The sequence below is a fragment of the Thioalkalivibrio sp. ALE23 genome (assembly GCF_000378545.1).
Taxonomy (GTDB): domain Bacteria; phylum Pseudomonadota; class Gammaproteobacteria; order Ectothiorhodospirales; family Ectothiorhodospiraceae; genus Thioalkalivibrio.
In genome coordinates, this window is sequence record NZ_KB900031.1 from 515,390 (window position 1) to 531,659 (window position 16,270).

Sequence of the window (16,270 nt, forward strand, 5' to 3'; positions counted from 1 at the left end):
CGTCGTGGATACGGGTCCAGCATAATCCGCGACCCGGCGCCCGTCAGCCTGCCCGGCCGTGAACCGCCTGCGACTGCGTTACACTGGACATCCCGTCACGGAGAAGCCGTCATGCGCATCCTCTTTGCCACCAGCGAGGTCTACGGTCTGGTCAAGACCGGTGGCCTCGCCGATGTCAGCGCCAGTCTGCCCGTTGCCCTGCGGCGCCGGCGACAGGACGCGCGCCTGATCCTTCCGGCCTATCCCGAGGCGGTGCAGCACCTGCGCCGGCCGGTCACCCACCCGGGACCGGCAGACGCCCCGTGGCAACTGATCGAAGGCCATTTGCCGGGCACGCGCATGCCGGTCTACCTGATCGACTGGCCGGAATATTTCCAGCGCGCCGGCAACCCCTACACCGCCTCCAACGGCCAGGACTGGCCGGACAACGCGCAGCGCTTCGCCGGCTTCGCCCGGGCCGTGGCCCGGGTGGCCGCCGACGACGCCGGCCTGGACTGGGCGCCGGAGATCGTCCACGGCAACGACTGGCAATGCGGCCTGCTGCCGATCTACCTGCGCGAGGCCTGCGGGACGGGGGGCGGCCCGGCGTCGGTGTTCACCATTCACAACCTCGCCTACCAGGGTCTGTTCCCTGCCGAAACCGTGACCGCGCTGGGGCTGCCCGCCGAGCTCTGGCACCCGGACGGCGTCGAGTTCCACCAGCAGCTGTCCTTCATGAAGGCCGGGCTGATGTTCAGCGACGCCATCACCACCGTCTCCCCCACCTATGCCCGCGAGATCCGGCAACCGGAACACGGCATGGGCCTGGACGGCGTGCTGCGCGCGCGGGCCAACGTGTTCCACGGCATCCTCAACGGCGTCGACTACCGCGCCTGGGACCCGGCCCGCGATCCGCACATCGCCGCCGCCTACGGGCCCGACGACCTCTCCGGCAAGGCCGCCTGCAAGGCCGCTCTGCAGCGTCGCCTGGGACTGGCCGAGGACCCGGACATCCCGCTGCTGGGACACGTCGGGCGCATGGTCGAGCAGAAGGGCATGGACCTGCTGCTGGCGGTGGCCGCCCCTCTGGCCGAGGCCGGGCGCATTCAGCTGGCGCTGGTCGGCTCCGGGCAGACCGATCTGGAGCACGCCGCGGGCGCCCTGTCGCGGGCCCACCCGGGGCGGGTGGGTGTCCACATCGGCTACGACGAACCGCTGGCCCATCAGATCGAGGCCGGTGCCGACCTGTTCGCGATGCCGTCGCGCTTCGAGCCCTGCGGGCTCAATCAGCTCTACAGCCTGCGTTATGGCACCCCGCCGGTGGTACATGCCACCGGTGGCCTGGCCGATACCGTGGTCGACGCCACCCCCGAAGCCCTGGAAGACGGCCGCGCCACCGGTTTCAGCTTCACCCCGGACAGCATCCCGGCGCTCGGCGACGCCCTGGAGCGGGCCCTGGCGCTTTACCACGCCCGCGCCGACGGCCGCTGGGAACAGCTGATGCGCACCGGAATGCAGCAGAACTTCGACTGGCAGGTCGCTGCCGGGGCCTATCTCGAACTCTATCGCGAACACCGCCCCCGGGCGCGCGCAGGCGCATCTGCGCTATAATCGCCGGCTTTCGCCGCCGACCGGCACGGGCCGGCAGGCAAGCAACCACCACGGCGGGGCCGGCTGCGGCCGGCCCCCTGCTGCGCGGGCCGCCTCATGAACCAAGCCGATCACAACGACCGTTTCCTGCCCCAGGACAAGGAACTGCGCGCGCGCGTGCGTCTGTTCGGAGAATTGCTGGGCAACGTCATCTGGAAACTCGAGGGCAAGACCGTCTTCGACGCGGTGGAGACCCTGCGCCGTGGATTTGTCAGCCTGCGCAAGGAGGAAGACCCGGAGCTGCGCCAGAGGCTGATGGATGACATCACGCAGTTCGACACGACCCTGACCGAGCGCGTGATCCGCGCCTTCAGCATCTACTTCTCGCTGGTCAACATCGCCGAGGAAGACCTGTTCTACCGCTGGCGCCGCGCCCAGGTCTCCAGTGGCGAGCCGCTGTGGCTGGGCTCCTTCGACCAGGCCCTGCGCGAACTGCACGACGACGGCGTCACCGCGCAGGAACTGGAGGAACTGCTGGGGCAGCTGCACTACCAGCCGGTGTTCACCGCGCATCCCACCGAGGCCCGGCGGCGGACCACCATGGAGAATCAGCGCCGGGTGTTCGAGACCGCCGACCGCCTCAACCAGCCGGGACTGGGCGACGAGGAACGTCGCCTGATCACCGAAGAGCTGGAGGGCCAGATCCAGATCCTGTGGCGCACCAACGAGGTCCGGGTGAGGAAGCCGGAGGTCCAGGACGAGATCAAGTACGGCCTGTTCTATTTCGAGGAGAGCCTGTTCGAGGCGGTGCCGCAGAGCTACCGCTTCCTCGAGAAGGCGATCCGCCGCATCTACGGGGTCAACCCGGACGGCTCCCTGCCGGTGCGCATCCCTGCGTTCCTGCATTTCGGCTCCTGGATCGGCGGCGACCGCGACGGCAACCCCAACGTCACCCCGGAGGTCACCGTGCTGGCCTCGCGTCTGGCGATGGAACAGGTGCTGCGCGAGTACATCAAGCGGGTCAACGAACTGCGCAACGTCCTCACGCACTCCTCCTACATGTGCGAGCCATCGGCCGAATTCCTCGCCAGCCTGAAATCGGACGCGACCATCTCCAACGCGGTGTTCCAGGGGGCCTCCGACCGCTTCGAGACCGAGCCCTACCGGCGCAAGCTCTACATCATGCGCTACCGCCTGCGCGAGACCCTGGGTACGGTCAGCCGGCGGATCCGGGGCGAGGCCGCGGTGCTGCCCACCAACAGCGCCTACGCCACGCCGGACTCTTTCCTGCACGACCTCAAGTTGATCCGCGACTCCCTGATCAGCCACGGCGACCGCAACATCGCCAGCGGCGCGCTCACCGACCTGATCCGTCTGGTCGAGACCTTCGGCTTCCACCTGCACCATCTGGACGTGCGCCAGGAATCCACCGTGCACACCGAGGCGGTCGCCGAGATCCTGCGCCACATCGATCCGTCCCTGGACTACGCGGCCATGGACGAGCCCGCCCGTCAGCAGTGTCTGGCGGAGCTGATCGGCCGCGGTGACGATCTGCCGCAGCCCGACCGCAACACGCTCGGCGAGCGCAGCCGCGAGACCCTGGAGGTGTTCGTGGTCATCCGCCGCATGCGCGGCGAGGTTGGCCCGGACGGAATCGGCACCTACGTCATCTCCATGACCCACGCGGCCTCGCACGTGCTGGAAGTCCTGCTGCTGGGGCGCCTGGCCGGACTGGCCGGCGAAGATCCGGAAACCGGAGCGTACTGCCACCTGCGCATCTCGCCGCTGTTCGAGACCATCGAGGACCTCCTGCACGTCGAGGACGTCCTGGAGGGCCTGCTGTCGAATCCGGTCTACGCGCGCCTGCTGGCCGCCTCCGGAAACGTCCAGGACGTGATGCTGGGCTACTCCGACTCCTGCAAGGACGGCGGCATCCTCGCTTCCAGCTGGAACCTGTACGAGGCGCAGAAGAAGATCGTCGGCATCACCGACCGCTACGGCGTGCGCTGCCAGCTGTTCCATGGCCGCGGCGGCACCGTTGGGCGCGGCGGCGGCCCGACCCACGAATCCATCCTCGCCCAGCCCCCGGCCACCGTGCAGGGGCGGATCAAGTTCACCGAGCAGGGCGAGGTGCTGTCGTACAAGTACTCCAACGTGGAGACCGCGGTGTACGAACTGGGCATGGGCGCGACCGGCCTGATGCTGGCCTCGCGCAGCCTGATCCGCCCGCCGCGCTGCGACCGCGACGACTACCGCGAGACCATGGAGGAACTGGCGCGCCTGGGCGAGGATGCCTACCGCGATCTGATCGACCACACCCCGGGCACGCTCGACTACTTCTACGAGATCACCCCGGTGCAGGAGATCGGCTATCTCAACATCGGCTCGCGACCCTCGCACCGGCGCAAGACCGACCGTTCCAAGAGTTCGATCCGCGCGATTCCGTGGGTCTTCGGCTGGGCCCAGTCGCGCCACACCCTGCCGGCCTGGTATGGCATCGGCACCGCGCTGCAACGCTGGCGCGGCGACGATCCGGCACGCCTGGAACAGCTGCAGCGCATGTATCAGGAGTGGCCGTTCTTCCGTTCGCTGCTGTCCAACTGCCAGATGGCCCTGACCAAGGCCGACATGCGCACCGCCGCCGAGTACGCCCGGCTGTCGCACGACACCGACCTGTCCGAGCGCATCTATTCGCGGGTACGCGAGGAACACAGCCGCACCGTCAACGAGGTGCTGCGGGTGGCTCAGCTGGACGGGCTGATGGAAGAAACGCCTCTGCTGGCGCGGTCGCTGCAGCGGCGCAACCCCTATCTGGATCCGCTCAACAGCATCCAGATCCACCTGCTGCGCCAGTCACGGGGTTTCGAGGCCGAGAACGAAGGGAACGGGGACGCCCGGGAGAACCCCTGGATCTCGCCGCTGCTGCGCTCGATCAACGCGATCGCCGCGGGTATGCGCAACACCGGCTGAGACCGGAGCGGGACACGCACTGGCCGGGGCCCGGGGCTCATGCAGGGCCCCGGGCCAATAATGCCGTACTCAGGCGGCCTGGACGGGGATATCGTGCCCGGTGCGGGCGATGGCGTTGTCGGCGTCGAGATACACCAGATCGGGGGTGAACTCGCGCGCCTCGGCGGCATCCAGCTGGCCGTAGGCACAGATGATCACGCGATCGCCCACCGATGCCTTGTGCGCGGCGGCACCGTTGACCGAGACCACCCCGGATCCGGCCTCCGCCTCGATGGCGTAGGTGGTGAAACGCTCGCCGTTGTCGACGTTGTAGATCTGGATCTGCTCGAACGGCAGGATCCCGGACGCCTCCAGCAGACGCGTATCGATCGCGCAGGACCCCTCGTACTCGAGTTCACAGTGCGTGACCCGGGCCTTGTGCAGCTTGCCCTTGAGCATGGTGACCAGCATAAGCGTCTTTCCGTTGGCGAACGGTCTTTTCACGGGGCCGGGAATTATGCGCGATGCACGCGGGAGCGGCAATGTCCCGCGTCCGACTCAGGGCCGGCGATTATCGATCAGGCGCACGCTGTCCAGCCAGGCGGCCCCGAGGATCACGAGGTCCTGATCGCACAGGGCCTCGCCGGCTACCGGCTCGGCGAGATCCATCGCCCGGCGGATGGCCACGTATTCGGCATCCAGCCCTGCCTCGCGCAGGCGGTCGCAGGCCTCCGCCTCGATCTCGGTGACCCGGTCGGCCGCGCCGCTGCGGTCGCGCCGGCAGACGATGGCGACCTCGTCGAGCACGCGCTTGAGCGCCGGTGCCTGCGCGCGCGACTCCGCCGTGAGCAGGCTGTTGCGCGAGGAACAGGCCAGCCCGTCGGACTCGCGCACGGTCGGCACCGCATCCACCCGCACCGGCATGTCCAGCGAGCCAACCATGCGCTCGATCAGGCGGAACTGCTGGTAGTCCTTCTCTCCGAACAGCGCGATATCCGGACGCACCAGGTTGAGCAGCTTGGTCACCACGGTCGCCACACCGTCGAAATGCCCCGGACGGAACGCCCCCTCGAGGATCTCCGAGAGCACCGGCACCACCACCTTCACCGGCGGCAGCCCGTCGTCCGGGTACATCACCGATTCGTCCGGGCAGAACAGGGCGTCGACGCCGGCATCCGCCAGCCGGCGGGAGTCTTCTTCGAGGCTGCGCGGGTAGTTCGCGAGGTCTTCCTCGCGGTCGAACTGCAGCGGATTGACGAAGATCGACACCACCACGCGCGACGCCCGCGCCCGCGCCTCGCGCACCAGTGCCATGTGCCCTTCGTGGAGGTGCCCCATGGTGGGCACCAGGGCAATGGTCTCCTGCCCGCCACGGCGCGACCATTCGCGGCGCATCGCCTGGATCTGGGGTCGATCTCGAAGGATTCTCATGGCCGTCCCGAGCCTCGTCTGAACCGGGGTTCTCTACAAAAAGGTATGCACGCCGGATTCCGGGAAGCGCCCCTCGCGCACCGCTCCGACATAGGCCCGCACCGCTCCGGCCAGCGAGCCGCCCTCGGCGAGGAAATCGCGGGCGAAGCGCGGCGGATTCGGGGTCAGGCCGATCACGTCGGCGATCACCAGCACCTGGCCGTCGCAGGCCGGGCTGGCCCCGATCCCGATCACCGGCACGTCGGCCGCCCGCGCGACCGCGGTGGCCAGTGCCTCGGTTACGCCCTCCAGCAGCAGGGCCTGGGCCCCGGCCTGTTCCAGCCGCCCGGCCAGCGATTCCAGCTCGGCCGCCGTGGCGGCGTCGCGGCCCTGCACGCGGTACCCGCCCATGCGGTGCACCGCCTGCGGGGTCAGCCCCAGGTGGGCACACACCGGGATGCCGGCATCCACCAGCCGTTCGACCACCGGGATCTGCGACGTGCCGCACTCGATCTTGATCATCTGCGCCCCGGCCCGCATCAGGGCGCCGGACTGGGCCAGCGCGGTGGCCGGATCGGCGTCCCCCAGAAACGGGAGATCCGCCATGATCAGCGCCTGCTGCGTACCGCGGGCGACCGCGGCGGTGTGATAGACCATGTCCTCCAGGGTGACCGGCAGGGTGGTCGCATGTCCCTGTACCACCATGCCCACCGAATCCCCGACCAGGATCACCTCCACGCCCTGCTCGTCCAGCAGGCGCGCGAACGCGGCGTCGTAGGCGGTCAGACAGGCAAAGCGCTCGCCGGCCCGCCGACGCTCGGCCAGGGTGTTGACGGTGATCGCGCCCATGCGTGTCCCCTACAGCGTGATCGGCAGCGGGTTGAAGTAGTGCCGCCCGCCCTGGATCGGTTCGAGAAACTGCAGCAGCTGGTCAAAATCGGCCGGGTTGTTCACCCAGTCAATCTCGGTCGCGTTGACGATCACCAGCGCCGGTCCCTCGAAATGATAGAAGAAATCCGCGTAGGCGGCGTTCAGCCGTTCCAGATAGGCAGTTTCGATCCGGCGTTCATAGGCCCGTCCGCGCTGGCGGATGCGTTCCTGCAGCACGTCCACCGGCGCCTGCAGATAGATCACCAGATCCGGCTGCGGCAGCCCCTGGCGCAGCCGGCGGAACATCTCGTGGTAGATCTCCAGCTCGTCCGGGGCCAGATTGAGTTCGGCGAACAGCGGGTCCTTGTCCATCAGGTAGTCGGCCACATGCGCCTGCTGGAACAGCCCCTTCTGCGCCACCGGGGTCAGCTGGCGCACGCGCTGCACGAGGAAATACAGCTGGGTGGCCAGGGCATGCTTGGCCGGATCCTGATAGAAACGTTCCAGGAACGGGTTCTCGTCGGGGGCCTCCTGCAGGAGCTCCGCCCGCAGGTGTTCCGCCAGCCGCTGCGCCAGCGAGGACTTGCCCACACCGATCGGGCCCTCGACCGCGATAAAGTCGAAATCCGCGAGGCTCATGCGCCCGCCCCCGCGCGACGGCCCGGTGGTGGCTCCCCCGCGTTGGCCTCCGCTGCGCTGTCGCCCGACTCCTCCACCGGGATCAGGGCGGCCGGATCAAAGGCACGGGCCAGCGCCGCCAGCGGGCCGCGCCCGGGGATCTCCAGCCCCGGTGCCAGCTCCTGCAGCGGCAGGACCACGAAATTGCGCTCGGCCACCCCCGGATGCGGCACCGCCAGCCCCGGCTCGTTCAGCACCCGGTCGCCGTACAGCAGCAGGTCCAGATCCAGCAGCCGCGGCCCCCAGCGCTGGCCGTCGCGCACGCGCCCGCAGCGCTGTTCGATGGCCTGCAGCGCATGCAGCAGTTCGCGCGGCGTCAGTCGGGTGTGCAGCCGGGCCACGGCATTGACGTAGTCCGGCTGATCCGGCGGTCCCATCGGCGGATTGCGGTACAGCCGCGAGCGCCCCGCCAGATGCGTCCCGGGCACCTCGCGGGCAAGGCGGGCGAAAGAGCCGCGAACCTGTGCCACCGGATCCCCCAGGTTGGCGCCGATGCCGATGTAGGCCGACACGGCCGCAGTGCGCCCGCCGGGCTGGATCCGGGTCATGCCGAGTCTTCCCCCGCCTTCTTCCCGCCCGAGCCGCCGGCACGACCCCGCGGCTTGCGCTTGCGGCGCTTGCGCTTGCCATCCCCGCCCGAGGCCCCGGTCATTGCCTTGCGTCCGGCCTCGTCCTTTTCCTGCAGTTCGGTCCACCAGCGGCAGGTCGCCTCGCTGGCATCCCCCACCTGCGCCCGCAGGCAGTAGAAGTCGTAACCGGCACGGAAACGCGGATGCGTCAGCAGCTTCAGGGCCCGCGCCCCGGAGTGGGTCTCCAGCCGGCTCTGCATGTCCCAGATCTCGCGAATCACCAGCGCAAAGCGGCGCGGGATGGTGATGGTCTCGCCCTGCTCATCGAGGATCTGCGACATCGCCTGGTCCCAGGCCGGCGCCGGGTTCTCGCCTTCCTCGATGCGCGCACTGGCCTCCCACTGCAGCGGCGCCCACATCAGCGCGGCATACAAAAACGCCGGGTGCACGCCCTGGTCCTCGGCCAGCCGCTTGTCGGTGTTGCGCAGCGCCTCGACCAGGAAGGCCCGCTGGCTGAGACCGGCCTCGGGATCGTCGGGGTCGTCGAAGGCCTCGGCGGTGGACGGGAACATCGCCTCGAACAGACCGAAGCGTTCGAGCTCGTCGAGGCAGGTGACGGCCTCGCCGCTGTGGAACAGCTTGATCACCTCGTCGAACAGGCGTGCCGGCGCGACTTCCTGCATCAGCGGCGCCAGCCGGTGCATCGCCTCGTCCACCGCCGGGTCGATGCGAAGCCCCAGCTTGGCGGAGAAACGCACCGCCCGCAGCATGCGCACCGGATCCTCGCGCAGGCGCGTCTCGGGATCGTCGCCGATCAGGCGCAGAACGCCCTCGCGCAGGTCCTCGACGCCGCCGGTGTAGTCCAGCACCGAGAAGTCGTTGATGTCGTAATACAGCGCGTTGATGCTGAAATCGCGCCGCAGGGCGTCCTGTTCGATGGTGCCGTAGCGGTTGTCGCGCAGGATGCGGCCGTCGTCGCTGAGGACCACGTCGCCGTCGTCGTCATCGTCGTCACCACCGGCATCGTGCGGGGCACGGAAGGTCGCGACCTCGATCACCTCGCGGCCGAACAGCACGTGCGCCAGGCGGAAGCGGCGGCCGATCAGCCGGCAGTTGCGGAACTCCCCGCGAACCTCTTCGGGGGTGGCGTCGGTGGCCACGTCGAAGTCCTTGGGCTCGCGCCCCAGCAGCAGGTCGCGCACCCCGCCGCCGACCAGACAGGCGCGGTAGCCCGCGTCACGCAGGCGGTAGAGCACCTTGAGCGCGTTGTTGTCGATGGCCGCGCGCGAGATGCCGTGCTCCTCGCGGCTGTAGACGCGAGGCACGACCAATGCGTCGCCGGCGCGCGGGGCATTGTCGCGGGGGTCAGTTTCGGCCGGGGCCGGGATGTCGGTATCAGGGCGGGTCACGCAGGGCCGTCAAAATGGCTTCGGTGGCGTATCTTAACAGCTAATCCGTCCTTGTTCTCAGGGGAGCCACTTCACCGGTAAGGCGATAGCGCAGGTAGTCGTCCACGATGCGGCGGTGATCGAAGGCCAGTGGCAGACCGGGGTCGTCCGGGTCCAGCCAGGCACAGTCGCGCGCATCGTCGGCGGCCCGCGCCTGACCGTTCCCCTGAGCCAGATACACCACGCTCACGGTGTGCCCGCGGGGGTCGCGATCGGGCGCCGAATACACCCCCAGCAGGGCCTGCAGTTCGACCTGCAGACCGGTTTCCTCGCGGGCCTCGCGCACGGCGGCATGTTCGGCGCTCTCGCCCACGTCGACAAAGCCCCCGGGAAGCGCCCACCCGTGCGGCGGGTTGTGACGCTCGATGACCAGGATCCGGCCGGGCTCGGCGGCATGCCGGATCACCAGATCCACCGCCAGGGCCGGCGTACGCGGGCGTCGGTCACTCATCGGTTCCTCCCTGATCCTGCCGCACGAAACGCCGGATCTTGCGGCGCTCGCGTTTGTCCGGACGCCCCGAGGGCGCCGGGGCCCGTGCCTCGCGTTCCAGCCGCCGGCGGGATGCCTCCTGCTCGCGCGACTCGCGGCTCTCCGGGGTTTCGGTATAGAGCTGCTCCGCCTCGGTCGCCGGGCGCCGCCGATCATCCAGCGCCACCACGTCGACCTCCATGGACCAGCTCCCCTTGTGCACCCGTACGCGATCCCCCGGATGCAGCTTGCGCGCGGGCTTGCAGCGCTCGCCATTGACATGGACCTTGCCGCCGGACACCGCCTCCGTCGCCAGGGCGCGGGTCTTGAAGAAACGCGCCGCCCACAGCCATTTGTCCAGACGCAGGCTGGACGCAGGCGTCGCCGCTGCACCCGTCCGGCTCATGAGCACCCCCGCGCGAGCACTGCGGGCGCCCCGCGCACACCCGGGACCGGTAGTCGGCCCGGGCTTTTATCCGCGGACCGGAGCGACCAGAATGCCGCCTTCATGCACCGATATTTCCGGAGGGGGAACCGGTCGCCCGCGGGCCACCGGGCCATGCCATGGACTTTCCGCATCTGCACCTGGTCAGCTTCGATATTTGTCCTTTCGTCCAGCGTAGCCTCATCACGCTGAATTACAAGGCAGCGCCGTACGAACTCACCCGCATCGACCTCGCCGACCCGCCCGACTGGTTCCGGGAACGCTCGCCGCTGGGCAAGGTCCCAATCCTGATCGTGAACGGGGACACGGTCCTGTTCGAATCGGCGGTCATCAACGAATACATCGACGCCGTTACCCCGCCCGAACGCCTGCCTCCGGAACCACTGGAACGCGCCCGGGCCCGCGCCTGGATCGAGTACCTGTCGGAACAGACCTTCGCGCAGTACCGCTGGATGACCGCGGCCGACGAGGACGCCTTCGAACGGGCCGCACACGAGGCGGCACGAGGTCTGGAGCGACTGGAACGCCAGATGGCCGGCGACCGCACGCTGGCCGGGGCGGAGTTCTCGCTGGTGGACGCGACCCTGGCGCCGCTGCTGATGCGCTACGCCCTGCTCACCCACGAAGACAGCCCCTGGGACCCCGAATCCTTCCCGCGCCTGGCGGCGCGCTGGCAGTGGCTGGAGGCGATGGACGCGGTACGCGACTCGGTACCGGCGGATTTCTCGCAGCGCCTGGCCACCTACCTGGATGGCCAGACCGGCACCGCGCCCCGGCAACTGGCGGCCGCACTGCGCGACGGCTGATCACCCCTCGGGCCAGACCCCGCGCCGCAGATACCGGCCGGCGGGGATTTCGGGCATCCAGTACATCCACACCGGACGCGGCCCCGACGCAGGCCCGGAACCGGAAGAGGGGTCGGGATCGGCGAGTACCAGAGCGCGGCGATACATGCCCCGCCCGTCCGCCCGGAAGTCCTCCAGACGATCCACCGGCGGCAGACTGCGGCGTGGCTCGGGCAGACGCATGATCTCGCCCTGAATGCGGTCGTAACCGGAGACCGGCGCCGGGCTGGCCGGGGGGTCATGCCGCCACTGCAGGGCCGCATCGGCCTCCGGGTCGTCCGACCCCTCGGCCAGGATACGTTCCTGCGGAATGACCGCCCCGGGGTAGCCATGGGGCAGGTGATACAACCAGCCGGGCACGCTCGCCGGAACCACCTCCAGGGCATGGCCGCAATGCGCGGCAAAGTTGGCATACCCGCGCTTCAGCGTGCCGTAGACGAACAGGTCGATGAACGGGGAAGACATGATCCGATCCCCACCTCCGCTCTATTTTGCGGTTGAGTCACCCTCCGGCTCCGACGCCGGCTGCAACAGGCGGGCGGCCAGCGGAACCTCGCCCGGCCAGTCCACCACGTAATCGATGATCGGCAGATCCGGGGCATCGCATTCGCGCAGGACCCGCCCGGCCACCGACACCCCGGCGCGGCGCACGCTGTCCGGATCGCCGGTCAGCAGCGGGTGCCAGCTCGGCAGGGGCTGCCCGGCAAAGCGCAGGCGATAGGCGCAGGTGGGCGGCAGCCAGTCGTATTGCGCCACCTTCTCCAGGGTCAGCTGCAGACAGTCCGGCACGGACTCCCGACGCCGGGCATAGTCGGAGCAATGGCCGGTCTCGCAGTCGAGCAGGTCACAGGCCAGCCAGGTGTGGGCCAGTTCGCCGGTATCCTCGTCCTCGAACTTGTGCAGGCAGCAGCGCCCGCAGCCGTCGCAAAGGGCCTCCCATTCGGCCGCGTCGAGTTCCTCCAGCGGGCGCTGGTAAAAGGGCCGTTCGTCGCTCACGGCGTCTCCGCCCGGTGGTCCTCTTCGCCCAGCCGCCGGCGCCCCTCTTCCTGCAGGCGCTGCTCGACCCGGCTCCAGCGCTCCTGCGTGGTGTAGTGCATGGTCGGCCGTCCGCGGTCGGGCAGCAGCACGGCCACACCCTGATCGGGATACAGCCAGTAGGCGTGGTCGCTGTCGATCTGCATGCGCTCGGCCGGCTCGCCGAAATGCCGGCGCAGCAGATCCGCGTCCCAGCGTGCCCGGGGAATGTAGCTCATCTCCACCACCGGCACGTTACCCAGCGATGCAAGGGTGTCGTCGTCCAGGCCGTAGCGCCGGGCACCCGACGGCATCGGCCGTTCGGAGGTCGTCCCCGCCTCGATACGGTCCAGGTCGGCCTCGTCCAGATCGGGGCGCAGGATCAGGTTGGTCTCGAACGGCTCGATGCGGGCATTCACGTAATACGCCTCCACCGAGCGCGTCCCGTCGGGATCCTCGAACATCCGGATCTCGGGCACCGGCAACCGCCCCATGAGATCCGCCATGGTGGTCTCGCCCAGGGTAATCCCCAGCACCCGCGTGTGCTGCCGGTCCAGCACCTCCACCTGCCAGGGCAGACTGTCGAACTGCCGGGTCTGCTGCCCGCCGGGCTGCATGTAGACGAACATCGCCAGGGCCAGAATGCCCGCGAGGGCGACCGCCCCGATGGTCCAGCGTAGATTCATGCCGACTTCTGCTCCCGAGCCACCCCTGCGCGAATCCTCGCGGGGTCGCTATACTGGGCGGCTCGCAAACCACCCGGCGCCCCGCGTCCGATCACGCATGATCTCACGTTTGTCTGCCTGGATCACGGCCCGCTCGGTCCCGTCCGCATACACCGGCCGCACCCTGATCATCGCCTCGCACCGCGAACTCGCGCGGGCGCCCGACTGGCTCGCCGGTCTCGGCGAGGCCCTGGGCCCGCTGCTGCTGGGCGTCAGCGATGCCCCCCGCGACAGGGAGGCCGCCGTGCCCGGAGCCCCCGAAGACCTTCCGGCGGTGGCCCTGCCCCCCGAACTCGCCCCGGTGCGCCTGGCGCGCCTGCGCCCCCGGGCCGTGGTACTGCTGGGCCCGGTCGATCTCCCCGGCGAGGCGCTGCGGGCCATCGTGGCCGCCGGGGCCCGCGTGGCCTGGGTCAACGCCGAGGGCCCCGCCCTGGAAGGCGTCCCCTTCGCCACCGTGCTGTCCGCGCGGGATGGCGCCGTGGACCCGGCACTGGGCGCCGAGACCACCGGCGACCCGCTCGCCGGGGCCGTATCCCTGCCCCCCGCACCGGAAGACCCGGATCCCGAGCGGGCGTTCTGCGAACGCTTCGCCGAATACCGCGAGCGCGGCCACCCGATCCTGCTGGCCCCGAACACCGGCCCGGACGAGGAGGCGTTCGCCTTCGCAGTACTGTTCGCGGTCCTGCAGAAGACCGCCGCCCTGCTCCTGCTGGCGCCGGCGGACCCCGAACGCCACGAGCCGGTCTACCGCGACGCAATCAAGTACTCGCTGCCGATCGTGCGCCACAACCGGTTCATGACGTCGTACGTCCCGCGCAAGAACCGGGTCTACTACATCGAGGATCCGCAGACCCTGCAGGCCGCCTACGCCTGCGCCGACATCACCCTGCCCGGCGGCACCTTGGCAGCCACGCGGACCCCGCCGGATCTGGCACGCCCCCTGGCCTGCGGCAGTGCCGTGGTGACCGGGCCGGCCGCCAGCGGCGACGCCCCGGAAGACGAGGTCCGCCTGCGGCGTGCCGCGGAGACCACCGGCCTGATCCGCCGCGGAGAAGATCCCGATGCCGTGGCCGCCGCGATTCTCGAGACCCTTTCGACCCTGCCGGATGCCGGGCAGCGCCAGGCGCGGCTGACCCGATGGCTGGAACGACAGGCCACGGCCCGCGACCGGGTCGCGGCCCGCCTGGCCGAACATCTCGCGGCTGCCCCCGCGCCTTCCTGAGCGCCCTTAGCATATCTCCCGGGGTCTGGTCTATAATTTGAAACAAGTGCGAATCCGGACCGGAAAATGATCGACGGCAGCAGCGGCCTGCAGGGCATCCAGAAGGGCATGACGCAGATGCGTCAGCAGGCCCACACCGTGGCCACCGAGAACGCCGGCAGCCGCCAGAGCAACACGGCGATGGTCGAGATGAGCGCGAGCCAGCGTCACGTGGAAGCGAACGTGAAGACCCTGCAAGCCGAAGACCGCATGATCGGGAGCCTGCTCGACGTCCGCGCCTGACGCGGAAGCGAGGGACACCATGGAAGCACCGCTGACCAATCCGGCACCGCCGACCGTCCCGGCCACCCGGCCGAGCGGTTCGGACCGCCTGGGTCTCGGCCAGCTGTCCGCGCCATCGGAGTTCGATCGCCCGCTGAACGACCCCGAAGCCGGGGCCGCGCGCCGTCCCATCGAGGACCGCGCCGAGCAGCAGCGCAACCGCAACGGGGACGAGGGCGACCCGCGTGCCGACCTGGTTCTGCCCCGCAACGACCGCGAAATGGCCAGCCAGGCGCGCCTGGCGGCCGAGATCGAGGCGTTTCAGTCCGGCACCGCCGACGATGCCCGTCCGGGCGAGGAGCGCATCGCCGACGGCGGCGCACTGGAGGATTCCGGGGTCGAAGCCCTGCGCCGGCGTGTGGAACTGGCCTTCAGCTTTGCCGGCCCGGCCGAGGAACCCCGCCGCGAGCTGAACATCGTCGTCTGACCGCGGCGGTGCCGCCCTGCGGACTCAGGCGTCTCCCCGCCGCGGGAACTCCGCCAGCCACTCCTGCGCCCGCTCCCCCGCATGCAGCCGCTCGTCCGCGTTGAGTTCGCGTGCCACCCGCTCGCGATAGCGCGCCGCACTGGCCACGCCCATCTCCGCCGCGATCGCATACCACTTGAAGGCGGAGACATCCGAGCGCTCCACGCCCTCGCCCATCGCGAACAGCCGCGCCAGGTTGGCGGCCCCGCGGCCCTCGCCGGCCTCGGCCGCCAGCAGATACCACTGCGCCGCCTGCTCGGCGTCCTGCGGCAACCCGCGCCCCTCGTCGAACTTCAGGCCCAGGTTGAACATCGCCTGCGGATTGCCGCCCTCGGCGGCGGCATGGAACCAGCGCGCCGCCTCGTTCGGGCTGGCCTCCACGCCGTCGCCCTGTTCGAACAGCACCGCCAGATTGAACGCGGCATCCGGCCAGCCCGCCTCGGCCGCCTGCAGATACCAGATCGCGGCACGCGCCGGGTCGCGCGGCATGTGCGTGCCTTCATCCAGCAGCACCCCCAGGTTGTAGGCCGCGAGCGGATCACCCGCGGTGGCGGCCTGCTGCCAGCGGTCCACCGCCCGCGCGGTGTCTCCGTCCCTCCAGGCCGCGCGCGCCTGCTCGAGCAGCCCGCGCGGATCATTTGATGCATTCATGGTGCGAACTCGGTTCGGGACATGTCGGCCGGCAATGTACCGACCGGACAACGCAGCGTCGATGTCCCCCACGGCGGTCGGGCACGCGAACCACAGAGCGTGACGCCATTCTCTTTTTTCACCGGCATCCCGCTTGCGTGCGGATCCGGCCGGCGCGGCTCAGGAACTCACCCCCGGGGGCAGGAGACGCAGGGGTGACGGGACCCTGTCCCTGATTCTTACCCTTGTCCCAATGAGGAGGACCTTGATGAAACGTTCCACGAAACTGCTGGCAGCCACCGCCATCGTGCCCTTTGCCCTGCTGATCGCCGGCTGCGGCGGTGACGACATGGGCATGGACGAGTTCGAAGAACAGCAGATGGAAGAAGGCGCGCCGCCGGCCGAGGACGGAATGGGTGGCGGCATGCAGGAAGGCGCCCCGCCGGAAGGTGACATGGGAGGCCAGGGAATGGAACCCGAAGGCGATGGTATGGGTGGCGACATGGAAGGCGACGACGAACCCCAGTTCTGATCGTCCCGCCCGAATGCTCCGCCGGGACGATGCGACCGCATTTCCCGGCCACCGGGGCCCGACCGGAAACCTTCTCCGGTCGGGCCTTTTTATTGCTGCCGGGATCAA

At 69.5% G+C, this 16,270-nt stretch carries 19 protein-coding genes; 7 read left to right on the forward strand and 12 right to left on the reverse strand.

The annotated features are described in order from the left end of the window. The first annotated feature begins 111 nt into the window (after positions 1-111). Both glgA and ppc read left to right on the forward strand, forming a co-directional pair. A complete protein-coding gene (glgA, locus tag F573_RS0102470) occupies positions 112-1,590 on the forward strand; it encodes a glycogen synthase GlgA (RefSeq protein WP_019021347.1) in 1,479 nt (492 codons plus the stop codon). Positions 1,591-1,686: 96 nt separating this feature from the next. Next, positions 1,687-4,539, forward strand: coding sequence for a phosphoenolpyruvate carboxylase (gene ppc, locus F573_RS0102475; RefSeq protein WP_019021348.1), 2,853 nt, complete (start codon positions 1,687-1,689; stop codon positions 4,537-4,539). A gap of 69 nt (positions 4,540-4,608) precedes the next feature. Here the strand turns inward: ppc and panD are convergent, their stop codons facing one another. The 8 genes from panD to F573_RS0102515 form a co-directional block, all read right to left on the reverse strand. Beyond that, positions 4,609-4,989 carry an aspartate 1-decarboxylase gene (gene panD / locus F573_RS0102480; RefSeq protein WP_019021349.1) on the reverse strand — a complete coding sequence of 127 codons (381 nt, stop codon included), beginning with the start codon at positions 4,987-4,989 and terminating at the stop codon, positions 4,609-4,611. Positions 4,990-5,076: 87 nt separating this feature from the next. Further along, positions 5,077-5,949, reverse strand: coding sequence for a pantoate--beta-alanine ligase (gene panC, locus F573_RS0102485; RefSeq protein ID WP_026300769.1), 873 nt, complete (start codon positions 5,947-5,949; stop codon positions 5,077-5,079). Positions 5,950-5,982: 33 nt separating this feature from the next. After that, entirely contained in the window at positions 5,983-6,777 is a 795-nt protein-coding gene (panB, locus tag F573_RS0102490; RefSeq protein ID WP_019021351.1) for a 3-methyl-2-oxobutanoate hydroxymethyltransferase, read from the reverse strand. A gap of 9 nt (positions 6,778-6,786) precedes the next feature. Further along, positions 6,787-7,437: a deoxynucleoside kinase gene (locus F573_RS0102495; protein ID WP_018871152.1), complete on the reverse strand. Its 651-nt coding sequence runs from the start codon at positions 7,435-7,437 to the stop codon at positions 6,787-6,789. After that, a complete protein-coding gene (folK, locus tag F573_RS0102500; RefSeq protein ID WP_019021352.1) occupies positions 7,434-8,024 on the reverse strand; it encodes a 2-amino-4-hydroxy-6-hydroxymethyldihydropteridine diphosphokinase in 591 nt (196 codons plus the stop codon). The genes F573_RS0102495 and folK overlap by 4 nt, the downstream gene beginning before the upstream one ends. Beyond that, positions 8,021-9,433 carry a polynucleotide adenylyltransferase PcnB gene (gene pcnB / locus F573_RS0102505; RefSeq protein WP_369773210.1) on the reverse strand — a complete coding sequence of 471 codons (1,413 nt, stop codon included), beginning with the start codon at positions 9,431-9,433 and terminating at the stop codon, positions 8,021-8,023. Before pcnB ends, folK begins: the two co-directional genes overlap by 4 nt. A 61-nt stretch (positions 9,434-9,494) precedes the next feature. After that, positions 9,495-9,944, reverse strand: a complete 450-nt coding sequence (locus F573_RS0102510) for an NUDIX hydrolase (RefSeq protein ID WP_018871155.1) — start codon at positions 9,942-9,944, stop codon at positions 9,495-9,497. After that, a complete protein-coding gene (locus F573_RS0102515; protein WP_018871156.1) occupies positions 9,937-10,368 on the reverse strand; it encodes an RNA-binding S4 domain-containing protein in 432 nt (143 codons plus the stop codon). The genes F573_RS0102510 and F573_RS0102515 overlap by 8 nt, the downstream gene beginning before the upstream one ends. Before the next feature lie 158 nt (positions 10,369-10,526). On the opposite strand from F573_RS0102515, the gene F573_RS0102520 reads away from it, so the two are divergent. After that, positions 10,527-11,213 (forward strand): glutathione S-transferase family protein, encoded by a 687-nt coding sequence (locus F573_RS0102520; RefSeq protein ID WP_019021354.1) that lies wholly within the window; start codon positions 10,527-10,529, stop codon positions 11,211-11,213. On the opposite strand, the gene F573_RS0102525 is transcribed toward F573_RS0102520, so the two are convergent. Genes F573_RS0102525 through F573_RS0102535 form a run of 3 tightly spaced genes read right to left on the reverse strand, consistent with a single transcriptional unit; the run spans position 11,214 to position 12,952 of the window. Continuing rightward, positions 11,214-11,717 carry a gamma-glutamylcyclotransferase gene (locus F573_RS0102525; RefSeq protein ID WP_018871158.1) on the reverse strand — a complete coding sequence of 168 codons (504 nt, stop codon included), beginning with the start codon at positions 11,715-11,717 and terminating at the stop codon, positions 11,214-11,216. Between the two features lie 21 nt (positions 11,718-11,738). Beyond that, complete coding sequence (locus tag F573_RS0102530) at positions 11,739-12,248, reverse strand: YcgN family cysteine cluster protein (RefSeq protein WP_019021355.1); 510 nt, start codon at positions 12,246-12,248, stop codon at positions 11,739-11,741. Next, positions 12,245-12,952: a hypothetical protein gene (locus F573_RS0102535; RefSeq protein WP_018871160.1), complete on the reverse strand. Its 708-nt coding sequence runs from the start codon at positions 12,950-12,952 to the stop codon at positions 12,245-12,247. Before F573_RS0102535 ends, F573_RS0102530 begins: the two co-directional genes overlap by 4 nt. 97 nt (positions 12,953-13,049) lie before the next feature. Between F573_RS0102535 and F573_RS0102540 the strand changes: the two genes are divergently transcribed. The 3 genes from F573_RS0102540 to F573_RS0102550 all read left to right on the forward strand — a co-directional run bounded on the left by F573_RS0102540 (position 13,050) and on the right by F573_RS0102550 (position 14,961). Continuing rightward, complete coding sequence (locus tag F573_RS0102540) at positions 13,050-14,213, forward strand: hypothetical protein (RefSeq protein WP_026300770.1); 1,164 nt, start codon at positions 13,050-13,052, stop codon at positions 14,211-14,213. Positions 14,214-14,279: 66 nt separating this feature from the next. Further along, positions 14,280-14,495 (forward strand): hypothetical protein, encoded by a 216-nt coding sequence (locus tag F573_RS0102545; protein WP_018946554.1) that lies wholly within the window; start codon positions 14,280-14,282, stop codon positions 14,493-14,495. A 19-nt stretch (positions 14,496-14,514) separates the two neighbouring features. Beyond that, a complete protein-coding gene (locus F573_RS0102550; RefSeq protein ID WP_019021357.1) occupies positions 14,515-14,961 on the forward strand; it encodes a hypothetical protein in 447 nt (148 codons plus the stop codon). A gap of 24 nt (positions 14,962-14,985) precedes the next feature. Here the strand turns inward: F573_RS0102550 and F573_RS0102555 are convergent, their stop codons facing one another. Beyond that, positions 14,986-15,651: a tetratricopeptide repeat protein gene (locus F573_RS0102555; RefSeq protein ID WP_019021358.1), complete on the reverse strand. Its 666-nt coding sequence runs from the start codon at positions 15,649-15,651 to the stop codon at positions 14,986-14,988. 247 nt (positions 15,652-15,898) lie between these two features. Between F573_RS0102555 and F573_RS0102560 the strand changes: the two genes are divergently transcribed. Further along, the gene (locus tag F573_RS0102560) at positions 15,899-16,162 is read left to right on the forward strand and encodes a hypothetical protein (protein WP_019021359.1); all 264 of its coding nucleotides are present in this window, start codon (positions 15,899-15,901) and stop codon (positions 16,160-16,162) included. The last annotated feature ends 108 nt before the right edge of the window (positions 16,163-16,270 follow it).

Excerpts from the sequence above, each read along its gene's own strand:
- F573_RS0102510 (WP_018871155.1), bottom strand. The coding sequence starts at position 9,944 with ATGAGTGACCGACGCCCGCGTACGCCGGCCCTGGCGGTGGATCTGGTG.
- F573_RS0102555 (WP_019021358.1), bottom strand. The coding sequence starts at position 15,651 with ATGAATGCATCAAATGATCCGCGCGGGCTGCTCGAGCAGGCGCGCGCG.
- F573_RS0102540 (WP_026300770.1), top strand. The coding sequence starts at position 13,050 with ATGATCTCACGTTTGTCTGCCTGGATCACGGCCCGCTCGGTCCCGTCC.
- panD (WP_019021349.1), bottom strand. The coding sequence starts at position 4,989 with ATGCTGGTCACCATGCTCAAGGGCAAGCTGCACAAGGCCCGGGTCACG.
- F573_RS0102515 (WP_018871156.1), bottom strand. The coding sequence starts at position 10,368 with ATGAGCCGGACGGGTGCAGCGGCGACGCCTGCGTCCAGCCTGCGTCTG.
- F573_RS0102560 (WP_019021359.1), top strand. The coding sequence starts at position 15,899 with ATGAAACGTTCCACGAAACTGCTGGCAGCCACCGCCATCGTGCCCTTT.
- F573_RS0102525 (WP_018871158.1), bottom strand. The coding sequence starts at position 11,717 with ATGTCTTCCCCGTTCATCGACCTGTTCGTCTACGGCACGCTGAAGCGC.
- F573_RS0102545 (WP_018946554.1), top strand. The coding sequence starts at position 14,280 with ATGATCGACGGCAGCAGCGGCCTGCAGGGCATCCAGAAGGGCATGACG.
- F573_RS0102535 (WP_018871160.1), bottom strand. The coding sequence starts at position 12,952 with ATGAATCTACGCTGGACCATCGGGGCGGTCGCCCTCGCGGGCATTCTG.
- panB (WP_019021351.1), bottom strand. The coding sequence starts at position 6,777 with ATGGGCGCGATCACCGTCAACACCCTGGCCGAGCGTCGGCGGGCCGGC.
- F573_RS0102550 (WP_019021357.1), top strand. The coding sequence starts at position 14,515 with ATGGAAGCACCGCTGACCAATCCGGCACCGCCGACCGTCCCGGCCACC.
- glgA (WP_019021347.1), top strand. The coding sequence starts at position 112 with ATGCGCATCCTCTTTGCCACCAGCGAGGTCTACGGTCTGGTCAAGACC.
- panC (WP_026300769.1), bottom strand. The coding sequence starts at position 5,949 with ATGAGAATCCTTCGAGATCGACCCCAGATCCAGGCGATGCGCCGCGAA.
- ppc (WP_019021348.1), top strand. The coding sequence starts at position 1,687 with ATGAACCAAGCCGATCACAACGACCGTTTCCTGCCCCAGGACAAGGAA.
- folK (WP_019021352.1), bottom strand. The coding sequence starts at position 8,024 with ATGACCCGGATCCAGCCCGGCGGGCGCACTGCGGCCGTGTCGGCCTAC.
- F573_RS0102495 (WP_018871152.1), bottom strand. The coding sequence starts at position 7,437 with ATGAGCCTCGCGGATTTCGACTTTATCGCGGTCGAGGGCCCGATCGGT.
- F573_RS0102520 (WP_019021354.1), top strand. The coding sequence starts at position 10,527 with ATGGACTTTCCGCATCTGCACCTGGTCAGCTTCGATATTTGTCCTTTC.